The sequence below is a fragment of the Mucilaginibacter gilvus genome (assembly GCF_004054195.1).
GTDB lineage: Bacteria > Bacteroidota > Bacteroidia > Sphingobacteriales > Sphingobacteriaceae > Mucilaginibacter > Mucilaginibacter gilvus.
Window position 1 is genome coordinate 212,777 of sequence record NZ_SBIW01000004.1, and the last position, 15,058, is coordinate 227,834.

Consider the following 15,058-nt stretch of genomic DNA (forward strand, 5'->3'; position numbering starts at 1 on the left):
AGGGTCTCTCGATAGAGGACCCTGAGGTTTTAGGACGACAATGGATTTATTCGTATAATGGGTTACAAACAGTCCAAATACAATGAATAAAAAATACAAATGAAACTACGTTATTTTATAATCTTTGGAGTAATTGCGATCCTTTTTATATGGTTTGCCTTATATATAAAAAATCTTGGGGATGAAACGATCAAACAAATGAGGGATGACCCTCAAAGGGATACAACTTATATTTCGCCCGATTATAATAGATTATTTAAAGATACGGGCAAGCTTATTTTTATAAATACAGTTAAGAGTAAATATAGAAATCCGATTTCGGAGTTCAAAGTTGGAGATGACTTATTTGTTGAAGTTTATAAGCTTGATTCGCTCTCAAAGATTCAGTTTTCTAACGATTTTGTGTTCACTACTGCTGATATTCCTATTTCGTACGACGTCGTTTATCGATCAGGATTTGGCGGAGAGCAACTTAACATTCGTTATAAATCGGGAACTCCTGATAGGATATCAAAACTTCATTTCAATTTATTTGGATTAAATACGAAAAATTTAATTCAGAACGATTCTGTTGCCTACTTTTATTCTAATTTCAAAAGTTTTTTAATAAAATTCGACAAAGACCTTCCGCAGGATGTATTTGGAGAGCCATTAGATGAAAAACACCAGCCTATCGAGGTTCTTTTTCTAAAAAAAAGGAAAGCACTTTATTTTATATTATTATCGACTAAGGCTGGCGGTAAAATTAAACCGGGAACATTATTAAAACTCATTAATCTCTTATAAACCGTTACGTTAGATATCAACTTGTTCTCGACCCACTATAGCATGTAGCCTAAGTCAGTAGAGTTTGGTTACTTTTGGTCAGTTGGTAAAATATATCAAAAGCATCGGTAGCCTACTGATGCTTTTTTGCGTTAGCACCGCTTTCGCGCAAAAGGCCGATTCGTACGCCCGAAAAGATCATCGCCAAAGAAAGGTTGGCAGGCCGCGAACAACGTTTAAGTTACCAACGCGCTGTAAATGCGGGTGTTAAAATCGCTTTCGGTACCAATGCCGGCGTGTATCCCCATGGCTGGAACGGAAAGCAGTTTAAGTATATGGTGAAATTTGGCTTATCGCCTATGCAGGCCATCCAATCGGCCACCATCAGCGCTGCTGATCTGCTGGGCTGGAAAACAAAAGTTGGCTCCATAGCCCCCGGTAAATTTGCCGACCTGATAGCTGTAAAGAACGATCCATTGGCAGATATCACCACACTTGAAAACGTACCCTTTGTAATGAAAGGTGGTGAAGTGGTTAAGAACGAGTTAGGGGTGAAATAAAAAGATGAAAAACAGCATCATTGCGAGCGAAGCGCGGCAATGATGAGGTGTAGGCAATTTAGAAAAAAAGGGACATTACAATTCTCTCCGCATCACAAAATCGTTCATCCAATACTCGCCAATAGGCACATCCTCCTCATAAACCACTTCAAAGCCCATCTTTTCGTAAAAGGTTTTGGCGTTGTTGTAGCGGTTTACGTTTAGGTCTAAGGTGTTTTTGCCGGCCTCATTTACCTTATCCGCAACGGCGTTTACAAGGATCTTACCATAACCTTTTCCCTGGGTTTTGGGGAGGCAATAAAGCTTGTGCAGCTTGTATACTTCGGGGTTCTCCGTCCGCGGGGAATAGGCGGCAAAGGCTACCGGCTCATCATCTTCCTGCAACAGGAGAAATGATTGAGCATTGTTTTCTATTTGCCCTGATATTGTTTCCACACTGTAAATAGTGCCCAGCATGAAGATAATCTGTTCCTTCTTCAGTATCGGCCCATAAACCGACCAGTACGTTTCGCTGGCGATGCTAATGATCGCATCTGTATCGGCAATGGTTGCTTCTTTAATGGCGTACATTCAGCAAATTTAGTGGTTTTCCTCTTTGTCAACCTTAATTTCAGGCGTAACTATCTGCCCTACCCCAAAGTATTCTTCCAGTTCGCTGAGGGTAGATGAGCTGGTGGCAATATCTTTAATAATAACACCCTTTTCCATCAGTAAAATGCGGTCGCACACATCGGTTACGTGGTTCAGATCGTGGCTGGATACGATGGTGGTTACGCCGTTGTTCTTATTCTCGGTCTTCAGGATGTTCTTTAAACGAAACTGTGTGCTTGGGTCTATATTAGCAAAAGGTTCGTCCAGCATCAACAATTCGGGCTTTTGCAACAGGCAGCTGCCAACCCCAACCTTGCACTGGTTGCCTTTGGATAGGTCGCGGATGTATTTGCCTTTTTTTAGGATCTCGCCATTGAAAAAGTCGGTTAAGCCTAAAAGCGTTTCATCAACCTGGGCCCTGTTTTGCTGATGCAGGCCGCCAATAAAATAAAAGTATTCTTCGGGGGTGAGGTAATCAATCAAAAAACCCTCATCCAGGTAAGATGCGGTATAGTTTTTCCATGCTTCGGCACCGGCGACATTGTAGCCATTGGATAATACTTCCCCGCTTTCGGGGCGTATCAGATCCAATATCATGCGGAACAGGGTGGTTTTACCCGCACCATTATTGCCCACAAGCCCAATACTTTCGCCTTTTTTTATCTCCAGTTGCGGCACATTCACTACGGTTGCGCCGGCATACACTTTTTTGAGGTTTTTTATCTCGATCATGGTTATTTGTTTCTGAAGCCTTCGGCTATTTTATATCTTTTTGAATAGAAATCGGCCTCCAATTTTTTAATCCAGAAGCTGCGGGTGGCAACAAAGCCCAGCCCTGTCGCCGCCAAAGCAGCATACGCGGCGTACTGCATCCCAAATACACTGAAAGGCCAATACACCAGGTAGGGCAATAGCATTAGCGGGAAGGATAGCAGCATTTGCGTTGCCCCAACGCCCTCCCAATTGAAGGATGCGCCTTTAGATAAATCGATACGTTTATAATTTCGGTTAGCAAAAAACAGTACGATGGTTGTATTTACTCCTAAATTCCACAGGTACATTACAAAGTGGATAAAGATCACCCGCCACCCAAAGTAAACATAGGGCAGCGTAAGCAAAAACGCCAGCGTAGAAACGATGGTGAACAACACGTATTTGGCCTTTAAAAAATCGGTAAACTTAACATTGCTTACCAACAACCCATCAAAGTGAGAGGCTTGCCAGCTAAACATAAACTGCCCGTAACTGATGATGAAGATCCCCGTCATGAACATCCCCAAAAAGATCTTAAATCCATCGGGATAAACTTTTTGGGTATAAAATATCAGGCCGTAAAAAAGCATGAAACTGCTCATGATCAATGCCGACCGCGAGCGCTTATTGCGTAGTATTAGTTTTATCTCGTTGGCAACCAAGTCGCCCACGCTGCCATAGCGGCTCAGGAAGGGGATCTCGGTACTGCTTTTGTAAGCTGCTGCTTTTCGCGAGCCCAGTTCTTCGAGGTACAGGTTACCCTTGAGGTAGATGAAGTTTAAATAAAACATGGCCCCACCCATTACCAGTGGCAGCAAAGCCAGGTAAGGCTTGGTTAACAACGCGCCGAAGAACAAGTAGGACAAATTGCGCATGGAATAAAAATGCCAAACATAATCGCCGGCACTTAAAAGCGCCAGCACTGCGCCGGCAACCAAAAATATCCACCCGTTTAAATTGGCTTTGCGCTTTATATACATAGCCAGGTAGTTATTAAATACCGACAATGATATAATAGAAAGCAGGAAGGTTATTGTTGCCATAGCGCCAGACGCAGGCAGAATCACCTTTAAAATAAAGGGCGTAAAAAGGATGATGGGCCAAAGATTAAAAAATGAAAGAAGGGCGGTTAAAGCCAGGTAGCCAACTACGCTGTTACGTGTTACGGGCAAATGCAAGTATGGCTGTACTTTAAGGGTGGGCAGTTCCTGCAGTTGCAATCGCATTAACATATCAAACAAAAAGTAAACCAATATAATGCCGCAAAAAGAAACAATAAGATCAACCTTCGGGAATATTTTGCCTAACAATAGGTCTAAAAATACGCCTAATGCAACAACGTAAAGCAGCAATATTAGGATGAGTATCCCCATTACTACTTTTACCGCTATACTTTTCCCGGTATTTTTTGACCGCCAAAAAGCTTTTAGTTCGTGACTGAAAAAGGTTGATATCATGCAGGTGTTTATTTGATGAATAGTTCGGGGTGCTTTTTACGGTAATACCGTTTTAAAAACATCATAAATACAAAAATAAGACCGGGGCACCAATACGCAATACGCATGCTGAACGTGCTGACCAGAAAAGAAAGTAAGAACACAAAAGGTGCTATCATAGAGCGGGCCTTGCAGTACGAAACAAACGCCCGATTAGTTAAACCCTCGCTCAATTTATTCGCCGGGTTGCTTACCACGTACCACAAGCGGGTATTCATAAAACCGGTTAGGCAAATGTTTACAACGTAAAAACCCAGGGGTACGGCGCTGTACGAAAGCCAGTAATCGCTGTAAAACGCTGAGCTGAAAGGCATCATCACGATAGAGAACAACAAAAAGAGGTTGGTCCAAACTAACTTTGGGCTATAATGCACCACATACTTAAATATTTGGTGGTGGTTAACCCAATACAATGCAATTACAAAAAAACTTACTATAAACCCGATAAATTTCGGGATAAGCGCGAACAGCCCTTGAACTATCTCGGCAGAACTAAACCGCTCGCCGTGTACCTCGGGCACTTTAATTTCGATAATTAAAAGGGTAATAGCGATGGCGAAAACTGCATCACTAAAGAATGCAATGCGCTCTACCTGGAATTCTTTTTTGAGGTCGTGGTTTAGCATCATCAAGGGTTAATGACTGAAGGTAATAAATATTAACTAATACTTATACCTGTCGCCCCAAAGTTTCCTCATTTTATCTTTGGACTCGTTCTCTTTAGCGTTGTTACCCGGTTCGTAAATTTTAGTGCCCCGGATGGCCTCGGGCAGAAAATCGAGATCGGCAAAGTTGCCTTCGTAACTATGCGCGTATTTGTAATTTTTGCCGTAACCAATGTTCTTCATTAGCTTGGTAGGTGCGTTGCGCAGGTGCAAAGGCACGGGCAGGTCACCGGTTTGTTTTACCAGGGCAATGGCCGCGGCGATAGCTGTTGTAGCCGAATTGCTTTTTGCCGACGTAGCCAAATAGATCACCGTTTGCGAAAGGATCAATTGCGATTCGGGCATCCCGATCACTTGTATAGCGTTGAAGCAGCTTTGCGCCAATAGCAATGCATTCGGGTTGGCGTTACCAATATCCTCGGATGCCAGTATGAGCATCCGGCGGGCGATAAACAGCGGGTCTTCCCCGCCTACGATCATGCGGGCAAGCCAGTAAACAGCACCGTTAGGGTCGCTCCCGCGCATAGATTTGATGAAGGCCGAAATGATATCATAATGCTGCTCGCCGGTTTTATCGTACAGGGCCATGTTTTGCTGCACATGCTCCAGTACAACATCATTGGTCAAAACTATTTTCTTGCTGTCGAAAGCGTTCACCAACAGCTCAAAGATGTTGAGGAGCTTACGGGCGTCGCCACCGCTGAGGCGAAGCAGGGCTTCATATTCTTCAACGACTATATTTTTTTCCTTGATTAGCACATCTTCCTTTTGCGCTTTCTCCAGCAGATCGAGCAAATCCTGTTCGGCTAAATGCTGCAAAATATATACCTGGCAACGGGAGAGTAACGCGGAAATAACCTCGAAAGAAGGATTCTCTGTAGTAGCGCCTATCAGCGTAACAATGCCACGCTCCACGGCACCCAACAATGAATCCTGCTGAGACTTGGAGAAACGGTGGATTTCATCAATGAAAAGAATGGGTAATATCTCGCCCTGTTCCTTAAGGATAGATGCTTTTTCGATCACTTCGCGTACATCCTTCACCCCCGAATTGATAGCGCTCAGCGAGAAGAAGGGTCGGTAAAGCGACTGTGAGATAATATACGCCAGTGTAGTTTTACCCACCCCCGGCGGCCCCCAAAACAGCATGGAGGGCAGCGTGCCGCTCTCGATGGCCTTGCGTAGTACCGCGCCCGGGCCAACCAAATGTTTCTGCCCCACATAATCATCCAATGATTTTGGGCGCATACGTTCGGCTAATGGCGGCAGGTTTTTCATAAAATGTAAAATTCAGAAATTGAAACGCTAAATCCTAAAAAGATTAGTAATTTTAAATTAACAATTATATGCCTCAACAGTTTAACCAATCTACATACCACTCCATCTGCAACGAACTTGGCCAAATGGATGCCGACTTCGCCGCTGTTATTCAAAACCATGGCTACCCGCCCATGTGGACGCGGCCAAACTCCTTCGAAACATTGGTGCATATCATCCTGGAGCAGCAGGTATCGCTCGCATCCGCATTATCTGCGCTGAATAAACTGCGCGAACGAATCCAAGAAATAACCCCCGCGCGAATTTTATTGCTTACCGATTTAGAACTGCGCGAATGCTATTTCAGCAGGCAGAAATCGGCATACGTGAGGTATTTGGCAGAAGCTATTATTAGCGGCCAACTCAGCCTTGAGGCATTTGGGCAAATGGAAAATGATGAGATCCGCCGGGAACTTTGCGCCCTTAAGGGCATTGGCAACTGGACGGTGGACGTATACCTGATGTTTGTACTCCAGCACTCCGATATTCTCCCCCTCGGCGACCTCGCTATTGTGAACGCCATTAAACGGTTGAAAGGCTTACCCAAAGAAACCGCCAAAGAGGAATTAAAAATGGTTGGCGAGCAGTGGAAGCCCTACCGAACGGTAGCGAGCATGTTGCTATGGCATTATTATTTGTCATCGCCCGCGCCAAGGGCCGCTAAAATGAAAAAAGGTTAAGTTTGGTTGCAGGTGTTCCAATTTCAATGTGGAACACTTATTTTTAAAACAATATTGACAATCAGCGTTTTACAGTTTTTCGTGAAACACTTTGGAACACCCCTGTTGTTTAGGTAATTAGTTTAATTGTCTTGCTGCTAACAAGATATGTTAAAAATAGAATAGGGAATTTTCGCTAAAAATTGCTATTTGTGAAACAGTAACCCACAAAAAAGCCTGCCCGATAAAATCTGGCAGGCTTATGTTTTTCAAAAACTCCCCCTCAGGGGGCTGGGGGGGCTTCGCCTAAACGTTAAACAACCCGTTGCGCTCCTGCTCCTGGTAGTTTTGTACGGTTTCTATGGCGTTGCTTATTACATCGCTCAAGGCTACAATGAATGCTCCCGGTTTAGCCATGCTCATGGCGTGCTTAATAGCGTCTATTTCCTTTGGCACAATCTCGTACGGAGTGTTGCCACCTTCGGATGCGATACCCGTTTTTAGCAGGTCCAATATATTCTCTTCGGTACGGCCGCGCAGGTGTTTTTCCTGGCGGAGGATGATGTAGTCGAACATTTCCGCAGCTATTTTACCCAGCTCGATGATGTCCTCGTCGCGCCTGTCGCCGGTGCCGGCTATGATGCCTATTTTCAGTGGCGAATCGATATGGCTCAGGAACTGTTTGATGCCGTTAAAGCCGTCCGGATTGTGCGCGAAATCGATCATGAAGCGGAAATCCTTGAACTCAAAGATGTTCATCCTGCCTGGTGTTTGCGCTGCCGACGGAATAAAGGTTTCCAGCGACATTTTGATGTCTTCGGTTTTAAAGCCGTGGAGGAAGGTAGCGAGGGTGGCAGCCATTACGTTATCAATCATAAAGGCCACAGTACCGCCAAAAGTAAGCGGGATGAGGATGGTGCGTTGCACGCGGATCTTCCAGTCGCCTTTTTGGATGGTGATGAAGCCATTTTCGCAAACGCAGGCAATACCGCCTTTTTTGCAATGGGCAATTACTACCGGGTTGTTCTCGTTGCGGCTAAAGTAAGCCACGTTGCAATCCGCTTTTTTTCCTATTTCTACGCAATACTTATTATCGGCGTTCAATACCGCCCATCCGTCTTTTTTTACGGAATTGATCACCACGCTTTTTACGCGGGCCAGGTCGTCCAGCGTATGGATATCTGACAGGCCGAGGTGATCTTCCTGTATATTGGTGATCACGCCTATATCGCAAAACCCAAAACCAAGGCCCGAGCGCAGGATGCCGCCACGGGCGGTTTCCAGTACGGCGAAATCGACGGTTGGGTCTTTCAGGATAAATTCGCTGCTAACCGGGCCGGTGGTGTCGCCTTTTAGCATCATGGTGTTTTGCACGTAAATACCGTCAGATGTGGTGAAGCCTACACGGTGCCCGTTGTTTTTCACAATATGTGCTATTAAACGGGTTGTTGTGGTTTTACCGTTGGTGCCGGTGATGGCGATAATAGGGATCCTTGCCGATTTCCCGGCAGGGTAAAGCATGTCTATCACATGCCCGGCAACGTTACGCGGCAGGCCCTCGCTTGGCGCGATGTGCATCCTGAAACCCGGTGCGGCGTTAACTTCCAATACCACGCCACCGTTTTCGGTAAGGGGCTCGGTGAGATTTTCGGCCATAATATCGATGCCGCAAATATCTAAACCGATAATTTTGGAGATGCGCTCGCAAATGAAAACGTTTTGCGGGTGTACATGGTCGGTAACATCAACAGAGGTACCGCCGGTGCTAAGGTTGGCGGTGGATTTTACAAACACCTTTTCACCCTTGGCCGGCACGGTATCTAAAGTATAGCCTTTCTTTTCAAGCAGGTCTAAAGTGTCGCGATCCACGTCGATCAGCGTAAGCACATTTTCGTGCCCGTAACCGCGGCGGGGGTCGGTGTTTTCTTTATCGATGAGTTGTTGAATAGTGAGTTCACCATCTCCTTTTACGTGGGCCGGGTCGCGCAGGGCGGCGGCTACCATTTTATTATCTATCACCAGCACCCTAAAATCGTAACCGGTTACAAAGCGCTCCACAATTACGCGGCGCGAGATTTTGGCCGCAAATTCGTAGGCAGCTATCGCATCTTCAATGGTGTTAATATTGATGCTGATGCCCCGGCCATGGTTACCATCCAGCGGTTTAAACACCAGCGGAAAGCCTATCCTATCGATGGCCTCTATCACCTGTTCGGTACGGCTTATGGTCATGCCTTTGGCAACAGGGATGGCCTGCTCCTGTAAAAGGCGCTTGGTTTCGTCTTTATTACTGGCAATATCCACGGCAATACTGCTGGTTTTCTCCGTCATGGTGGCGCGGAAACGTACCTGATTTTTGCCGTAGCCCAATTGTACCAGGCTTTGATTGTTCAGCCTGATCCATGGGATATTCCTCGCGATAGCTTCTTCCACAATGGCACCGGTGCTTGGGCCAAGGCGTGTGTTCTCACGGATCTCGCGCATCTGCTGGATATCTTTTTCGAGGTCGTATTCTTCGCCTGCAATAAGTGCTTCGGCAATGGCTACGGCAGATTCCGCCGCAAAAACGCCAACCTTTTCTTCGAGGTAGGCAAACACTACGTTATAAACGCCGGGTGTTTTGGTTTCGCGGGTGCGGCCAAAGCCAGTTTCCATGCCCGCAAGTGTTTGTATCTCCAGGGCAATATGTTCAATCACGTGGCCCATCCAGGTGCCGGCGATCACGCGCTCGTAAAAGCCGCCCGGCACGCCCGGTGAGCAGCGGTGGTTGTATAGCGAAGGGATCAGCGCTTTCATACGCTCGTAAAAGCCGTCTACTTCATTGGTTGGGCGCTGTTCCATTTCCTGCAGATCAAGCCGCATTTGTATCAGCTTTTTGCGGTTAACGCTCCAAAGGTTAGGGCCGCGCAGTACTTGTATATTTTCTATCTTCATAAGATGTTGTGTCAAAAACTGGTGTAAGGGTAATATGTTTTAAAGCTAAAAAACTTATTAATCTAATAAAACCTTTCGGCGGAAAAATGCAGTTTTATTAATTTAATCCCTGTGTTTTAATGATTTTTATTTTAATTTGTATAAATTGATATAAATAATGAATAGCCCTAAAGGAAAACTGGTAATAATTGGAGGTGCTGTGGATATGGGCAGTAACGTAAGCGTGCTGGAACATATTATGCAGCCGCATTATATCAAGTTTTTCGAAAAAGGTATCCTGCGCCGCATCATTAACGAGTCGGCAAAAAAGGAGGGTTCATCCGTAGAAGTTATCACCACGGCCTCGCAGATACCTGAGCTTGTAGGTAATGAATATATTAAGGCCTTTAATCAGCTTAATGTTACCCACGTAAATATTCTGCACATTAAAAGCCGTGAGGATGCCGCTAATCCAGAGTATCTCGACCGCATCAGCCGTGCTGACGTAGTGATGTTTAGCGGCGGCGACCAGCTGCGGCTCACCGCCATCTTCGGCGGCACGCAATTTTTACAGATCTTAAAAAAGCGTTATAATCAGGAAAACTTTGTAATTGCCGGTACATCGGCAGGTGCGGCGGCGGCATCAACCCACATGATCTATCGCGGACAAAGCAACGAGGCCCTGATAAAAGGCGAGGTGCAGATCACTGCAGGACTTGGTTTTATCGACTCCGTTATTGTGGATACCCACTTTGTGCAACGTGGCCGTATTGGCCGTTTATTGTACGCGGTAGCCACTAACCCAGGGATATTAGGCATTGGCCTTGGGGAAGATGCCGGCTTGCTGATCACCGAGGGCTGCATGATGGAAGCTATAGGTTCGGGTTTAATTATGCTGGTTGATGGCACTAATATTGTGGAGACTAACGTTTATGATGTAGAGATAGGCGACCCTGTTTCTATAGAGAATTTGAAGGTGCATGTGATGTCGATATTTGATAAATACGATTTGGATCAGCACAAGATGATTATCAAAAAAGCGGTTAAGGTAGAAGAGGGCGTATTTATAACCGCCCAGGACAGTAACGATTTACAATGAAGCTAATTATTCACGGCGGTTTTTTTAGCGAGAGCCAAACAAACCAGGAAGTAAAAAAGGCCAAGCAGGATGCCCTGCTGGAGATAGTACACCTGGGCCATAAATACCTGGAGCACCATACCGCCGCGCAAACCGTGGTATACACCGTGCGCCTGCTGGAAGACTGCGACCTGTTTAACGCGGGTACCGGCTCGCAGATCCAAAGCGATGGCAAGATTCGTTTAAGTGCCTCCCTGATGGACGGCAAAACGCAAAAGTTTTCGGGCGTTATTAATATCGAGGATGTGCGCAACCCCATTTGCGTTGCCGAAAAACTGATGGATTATGACGACCGCGTGTTAAGCGGCAAAGGCGCCTGCGATTTTGCCACAGAGAACGGCTTTGAATACTTTAACACCGAAATACCACAACGCCGCAAAGAATACGAAAAGAAACTAAGCGACTCTATCCGCCTGGGTACCGTTGGCGCCGTAGCTTTAGATATTTATGGCGATATAGCCGCCGCTACCTCAACCGGCGGTAAGGGCTTTGAGATCCCCGGCCGCGTAAGCGATTCGGCAACTACTGCGGGTAATTATGCCAATGCTTTCGCGGGCATTTCCTGCACGGGCGTAGGCGAGGATATTGTAAGCGGATCTGTAGCCACCAAAATAGTTACCCGTGTAACCGATGGCATGCCTCTCTCCATCGCGACAGATAAAACACTTGACGAGATGAAACCTTACGACGGCTTTGCCGGCATCATCGGCATAAGCAACAGCGGTGATATTTACCACGCCGATACCCACCCCTACATGGTTTGGGCCCTGCATGATGGGGAGGCAGAGGTGTTTGAATAGGCAAGTTTCACATATTCGCCGCGTGCATTTTGGCCACCGGAATCACGCTTAACAATTAATAATTCATATCATCTGCCGACGTATCCTGGGCCATTTCTATGAAAACGGCGTCCATCCTGTCGAGCTCTGTTTTGATATGGGCAAGCACCTCTTCATCGCCAGGGTCGCTTTGTAAAATGGTTATCAGGCCTTTTAAATTAGCTAAAGGGCTCCTGAGAATATGCGATTGTTTCCAGATCATCTCGCGGATAAATCCAATGTTTGTTTTGATGCGCTGGTAGGCTAATTGCAAGCTCTGTTCGCCATTTTTACGTTCTGTAATATCAGAAATGGCCAGTACCAGCCCCAATATCTCATTCTCTTTATTAGAAATCGGGAATATCTTTACATAGTACCAGATATTGCCGCCGTCGGGCTGGTCATAGGTAGCTTCGTAGCTTATGGTATTTCCTTTAAACACTTCTTTAATATATCCTAAAAACTGCGTGCGCCTGCTTTCGGGCAAATGCTCAAAAAAGTTTGTGCTTTCCCCCGGGTTGAAATTGAATTCCTGCTTTGCAAACAGCAGGGCTATCTCATTGTACTCCAATACATTAAACTCGTGGTCTAAAAGCGCATAAGCTGTATCAGTTGTGTTTAAAATTGTTTGCAGGTTAGCTTCAGATTTTTTCAGCATTTCTTCTGCCTTTAGTTTTTCGGTGACATCAACGGTTGACGAGATCCGTACGGGCCTGCCTTCAAATAAAATGTCTTCGGAAATTATGCTTACAAAAATTGGGGTGCCGTTTTTTTTCACGTGTCTTACCACGCCAAAATCCACTGTGCCCGTGATTTTCTTCTGATAACTTAGCTGTTGCTGCTCCCAATCTTCTATGGGCCTGAGTTGTTTTACACTGGTGTTTAATAACTCATCTTTGCTGTATCCGTAGAGGTTGGATGCCGCCTCGTTGGCTGCTATGATAGAAAGATCATCCTTTGCTATGATCCATAGCGGCACTGGGTTGCTCTCAAAAAGCAGTTTATATTTCTTTTCAGATGCCTTTAGTTCTTCTTCAGCTATTTTTCGTTCGGTGATATCTATCATCGAGCCTATTATAGTCGGCTCATCTTCAAGAACGGCCCGGCTACCATAAAACTCAACCCAATTGGCGCTGCCATCTTTCATTTTCCCCATTGCTTCGTAGTGCACACTGTCCACTTCGCCCTCTACCCGTAACCTGATGTTTTCGTTTGAGATAGCCTGATAATTAGGGTGTACAATGGCCTCAACGGGCTCCCTGCCTATCAATTCACTGGCCTCGTATCCAAAAACCTCCGCAAAACGTGGGTTTACGTATACAAATTTTCCTTTTTGTACAATGTAAATGCCAACCATGGATTTATCTGCGAGCGTTCGGAATTTCAACTCAGCATTGATTAGTTCCGCTTCCATGGCCTTGCGCGCCGTGATGTCTCTGGAGATTATCGTTATCCTATCGTCAGTGAATTTTTTACCATTAATTTCAATATCTATAATCTTCCCATTTTTTTGCACTACTTTTCGCTCCCCGGTTACCGATTCGCCAAGTTTTCTTGTAGCATATACAAGCGGGTACATTTTTATTATTTCTGCATTTAAAATGTCGGTAACATTCATGGCCAACAACTCATCGCGGCTATAGCCTGTTAATTGGCACATGCTATCGTTTGCTTCGGTAAAGTTCCCTTCTGAATTCATGATGAATATAGCATCGGAGGCCTGTTCAAAAAGCGAGTAGTATTTTTCCTGGGTTTCTTTGATTGCATCATTCCTCACTAAAATGCCTTTAATTAAAGTTCTGATGTTCTTAATGATGTATAAGGACAGTGAAAGGGCGATAGCTAAAAAACCTGATATTAAAATAATGAACCGTTTTGATGTGGTGTGGTATATTTTATTATTCTCAGTAAATATTTGTTTCCCAACCCTTACCTGAAATTTCATCAATTGAGTTAAGTTTACTGTAAACGGCGCCGGCCCGGCAGAATTTTCGGTTTGTATAAACTTTTCCAGGGCCTTGTAATCCTGTTTGGTTAAAAGGATCAGTAATTCTGTATATTGTTTATAAGCCTTTTGCTTAGTACGTTCGGTTTGTTTAACCAATACGGCCTCTTCTGGCGTAAGGTAGGTTTGCCGGTAGCTTCCCCAGTTGTAATTTATCGTCTCTTCCGCTTGTTTTACCCTTTTCGTCGCATCGCTGAAACTGAGCGTACGGTTTGCCACTTTTTGAGCCACTGTCAGTATTTCTGTAGTGTATGCAAAGCGCACGTTTGAAAGTTGCTCAAACGGCAGCACCCTGTCGGTATACAGCGTTTGGGTGTTTTGATTCATGTCTTCCAGGTCGCTGATCCCGTATACCCCCAACCCTACAATGCTAACGGCCGTAATAAATAGCAGGAGGTATAATTTTGCGGAGACGCTAAACTTATTTAACATGCAGCTGCGTTTATTTTTTAAATATCAAAGCTTTAGCCGCTTTTTTTTAATTTGCAATGGATAATTTGGTTGCCCACCCAATTTATACGGCTTAAACAGAGACTGTTATATCGGTAAGCTAAGTTATTCTTTTTTGCAGTAATACAAGACCAATATTATGCTTTCCGACTATTTTGGACTTTTTGTACCAAAAACGCGTTTATTTCGTTAACATCTCAAATATAAAATGAATACTTACCCCAAGCTGTGGTATTTGCAAATCCTAATACTTGTAGTATCTTTACATACCAGTTAATTAAACCATACCCGGGCGAAAAAATCTTAAATGAGATACATCCTATTAGTACTCCTTTGCGCTTTTAACCTCACAGCGAATGCGCAGTGGTGGCGCGGCGATTTTAAAAAACACAAGCGTTATGCGCTTATTACCCAACCCAAAAACAACCCCATAAAGCGTATCCCGAAGTCTTCCATTGCTAAAGTTAAGCTGCCGTTTGCCACGGTTCCGCGCAGCGCCTATAATCTGGAGATATGCGAAAAGGCAGTCATTAAATTGGCACAGCATCACATGCGCTACCGCGAATATGCCCTTGCAAGTTATAATTTTAGTGATCTGGCCGAGCTCTACGTAAAGGAGAATCGCCTGTCGGAAGCAAAATGGTATTATCTGCAAAGCATCCTGTTATCTAAAAGGCAGGGCGACCAGCAGCACACCATCAGCAGCCTGATAAGCCTCGGCATGGTAAAAGCCGATCTGGGTGATTTAGTCCAGGCTCAGCAGGACCTGGCCGAGGCGCGGCAGATAGCTGTAGCGGCCGGCCGCAATGCGGATGTACTTGCCATCGATAAGAAAGTGGCGTATGTAAAAAGCAACAAAGTGTGGCTTTCTAAATCAGAATTGAGGTACGCCGAGGCGGTAGAATTATCCGGTAAATTAAAATAAACT

General features: G+C 45.1%; 13 protein-coding genes. 6 read left to right on the forward strand and 7 right to left on the reverse strand.

Annotation, left to right across the window (positions count from 1 at the left end):
- Window positions 1-99 precede the first annotated feature (99 nt).
- Both EPL05_RS11020 and EPL05_RS11025 read left to right on the forward strand, forming a co-directional pair.
- On the forward strand, window positions 100-786 hold the full coding sequence (locus EPL05_RS11020; RefSeq protein WP_128534016.1) for a hypothetical protein: 687 nt from the start codon (window positions 100-102) through the stop codon (window positions 784-786).
- Between the two features lie 179 nt (window positions 787-965).
- Window positions 966-1,325: an amidohydrolase family protein gene (locus EPL05_RS11025; RefSeq protein ID WP_262708183.1), complete on the forward strand. Its 360-nt coding sequence runs from the start codon at window positions 966-968 to the stop codon at window positions 1,323-1,325.
- A gap of 75 nt (window positions 1,326-1,400) precedes the next feature.
- Here EPL05_RS11025 and EPL05_RS11030 read toward each other — a convergent pair whose 3' ends face one another.
- Genes EPL05_RS11030 through EPL05_RS11050 form a run of 5 tightly spaced genes read right to left on the reverse strand, consistent with a single transcriptional unit; the run spans window position 1,401 to window position 6,108 of the window.
- A complete protein-coding gene (locus EPL05_RS11030; protein ID WP_128534018.1) occupies window positions 1,401-1,895 on the reverse strand; it encodes a GNAT family N-acetyltransferase in 495 nt (164 codons plus the stop codon).
- A 9-nt stretch (window positions 1,896-1,904) separates the two neighbouring features.
- Entirely contained in the window at window positions 1,905-2,648 is a 744-nt protein-coding gene (locus EPL05_RS11035; RefSeq protein WP_128534019.1) for an ABC transporter ATP-binding protein, read from the reverse strand.
- Between the two features lie 2 nt (window positions 2,649-2,650).
- Entirely contained in the window at window positions 2,651-4,126 is a 1,476-nt protein-coding gene (locus EPL05_RS11040; protein ID WP_128534020.1) for a DUF5687 family protein, read from the reverse strand.
- Window positions 4,127-4,134: 8 nt separating this feature from the next.
- A complete protein-coding gene (locus EPL05_RS11045; RefSeq protein ID WP_128534021.1) occupies window positions 4,135-4,794 on the reverse strand; it encodes a TMEM175 family protein in 660 nt (219 codons plus the stop codon).
- 33 nt (window positions 4,795-4,827) lie between these two features.
- On the reverse strand, window positions 4,828-6,108 hold the full coding sequence (locus EPL05_RS11050) for a replication-associated recombination protein A (RefSeq protein ID WP_128534022.1): 1,281 nt from the start codon (window positions 6,106-6,108) through the stop codon (window positions 4,828-4,830).
- A 68-nt stretch (window positions 6,109-6,176) separates the two neighbouring features.
- Here EPL05_RS11050 and EPL05_RS11055 point away from each other — a divergent pair, with 68 nt between their 5' ends.
- Window positions 6,177-6,827, forward strand: coding sequence for a DNA-3-methyladenine glycosylase family protein (locus tag EPL05_RS11055; RefSeq protein ID WP_128534023.1), 651 nt, complete (start codon window positions 6,177-6,179; stop codon window positions 6,825-6,827).
- 285 nt (window positions 6,828-7,112) lie between these two features.
- On the opposite strand, the gene cphA is transcribed toward EPL05_RS11055, so the two are convergent.
- The gene (gene cphA, locus EPL05_RS11060) at window positions 7,113-9,740 is read right to left on the reverse strand and encodes a cyanophycin synthetase (protein WP_128534024.1); all 2,628 of its coding nucleotides are present in this window, start codon (window positions 9,738-9,740) and stop codon (window positions 7,113-7,115) included.
- 157 nt (window positions 9,741-9,897) lie between these two features.
- On the opposite strand from cphA, the gene EPL05_RS11065 reads away from it, so the two are divergent.
- Together EPL05_RS11065 and EPL05_RS11070 are read left to right on the forward strand one after the other, a co-directional pair.
- A complete protein-coding gene (locus EPL05_RS11065) occupies window positions 9,898-10,818 on the forward strand; it encodes a cyanophycinase (protein ID WP_128534025.1) in 921 nt (306 codons plus the stop codon).
- The gene (locus EPL05_RS11070; RefSeq protein ID WP_128534026.1) at window positions 10,815-11,657 is read left to right on the forward strand and encodes an isoaspartyl peptidase/L-asparaginase; all 843 of its coding nucleotides are present in this window, start codon (window positions 10,815-10,817) and stop codon (window positions 11,655-11,657) included. The genes EPL05_RS11065 and EPL05_RS11070 overlap by 4 nt, the downstream gene beginning before the upstream one ends.
- A 55-nt stretch (window positions 11,658-11,712) precedes the next feature.
- On the opposite strand, the gene EPL05_RS11075 is transcribed toward EPL05_RS11070, so the two are convergent.
- A complete protein-coding gene (locus EPL05_RS11075) occupies window positions 11,713-14,112 on the reverse strand; it encodes a PAS domain S-box protein (RefSeq protein WP_128534027.1) in 2,400 nt (799 codons plus the stop codon).
- A gap of 325 nt (window positions 14,113-14,437) precedes the next feature.
- Here EPL05_RS11075 and EPL05_RS11080 point away from each other — a divergent pair, with 325 nt between their 5' ends.
- Entirely contained in the window at window positions 14,438-15,055 is a 618-nt protein-coding gene (locus EPL05_RS11080; protein WP_128534028.1) for a tetratricopeptide repeat protein, read from the forward strand.
- Window positions 15,056-15,058 lie beyond the last annotated feature (3 nt).

What these genes read in the sequence shown, in the direction of transcription:
- EPL05_RS11065 (WP_128534025.1), top strand. Translation starts at nt 9,898, where the DNA reads ATGAATAGCCCTAAAGGAAAACTGGTAATAATTGGAGGTGCTGTGGAT.
- EPL05_RS11040 (WP_128534020.1), bottom strand. Translation starts at nt 4,126, where the DNA reads ATGATATCAACCTTTTTCAGTCACGAACTAAAAGCTTTTTGGCGGTCA.
- EPL05_RS11035 (WP_128534019.1), bottom strand. Translation starts at nt 2,648, where the DNA reads ATGATCGAGATAAAAAACCTCAAAAAAGTGTATGCCGGCGCAACCGTA.
- EPL05_RS11020 (WP_128534016.1), top strand. Translation starts at nt 100, where the DNA reads ATGAAACTACGTTATTTTATAATCTTTGGAGTAATTGCGATCCTTTTT.
- EPL05_RS11050 (WP_128534022.1), bottom strand. Translation starts at nt 6,108, where the DNA reads ATGAAAAACCTGCCGCCATTAGCCGAACGTATGCGCCCAAAATCATTG.
- EPL05_RS11045 (WP_128534021.1), bottom strand. Translation starts at nt 4,794, where the DNA reads ATGATGCTAAACCACGACCTCAAAAAAGAATTCCAGGTAGAGCGCATT.
- EPL05_RS11030 (WP_128534018.1), bottom strand. Translation starts at nt 1,895, where the DNA reads ATGTACGCCATTAAAGAAGCAACCATTGCCGATACAGATGCGATCATT.
- EPL05_RS11080 (WP_128534028.1), top strand. Translation starts at nt 14,438, where the DNA reads ATGAGATACATCCTATTAGTACTCCTTTGCGCTTTTAACCTCACAGCG.
- EPL05_RS11055 (WP_128534023.1), top strand. Translation starts at nt 6,177, where the DNA reads ATGCCTCAACAGTTTAACCAATCTACATACCACTCCATCTGCAACGAA.
- EPL05_RS11070 (WP_128534026.1), top strand. Translation starts at nt 10,815, where the DNA reads ATGAAGCTAATTATTCACGGCGGTTTTTTTAGCGAGAGCCAAACAAAC.
- EPL05_RS11075 (WP_128534027.1), bottom strand. Translation starts at nt 14,112, where the DNA reads ATGTTAAATAAGTTTAGCGTCTCCGCAAAATTATACCTCCTGCTATTT.
- cphA (WP_128534024.1), bottom strand. Translation starts at nt 9,740, where the DNA reads ATGAAGATAGAAAATATACAAGTACTGCGCGGCCCTAACCTTTGGAGC.